The organism is Achromobacter sp. SIMBA_011, from assembly GCF_046535435.1.
In the GTDB taxonomy this organism is placed as follows: Bacteria; Pseudomonadota; Gammaproteobacteria; order Burkholderiales; family Burkholderiaceae_B; genus Achromobacter; species Achromobacter dolens.
In genome coordinates this window covers 1-236 of record NZ_JAWRWN010001220.1, presented here as the reverse complement: position 1 = coordinate 236, position 236 = coordinate 1, and the positions used below count along the sequence as shown (strand labels likewise).

Annotated in this window: 1 pseudogene; it reads right to left on the bottom strand. The window is 55.1% G+C overall.

Annotated elements, in window-relative coordinates:
• Window positions 1–195, bottom strand: a pseudogene (locus SB816_RS34940) (ABC transporter substrate-binding protein); the annotation flags it as partial.
• Between the last annotated feature and the right edge of the window lie 41 nt (window positions 196–236).

Sequence of the window (236 nt, the reverse complement as noted above, 5' to 3'; positions counted from 1 at the left end):
CAGCTTTCCGTCGGCGATGAACTTGTGGCTGGCCGGAAGAAGCTTGATCGCCTCTTCAACCTTATCGGCGCGCACCCGCCCCTTCTGTTCCGGAGAAAGATCGACCTCCTGCGCGTGTGCGGCCGGGATGAGCGCGGTGGTGGCGGAGAAAAGACCGCCGGCAAGCAATGATAATAGTTTCGATGAAAATGCCATGTGAGTGTTTCCCTTGTTTTTTGGTTAGAGAACTTTTGCGA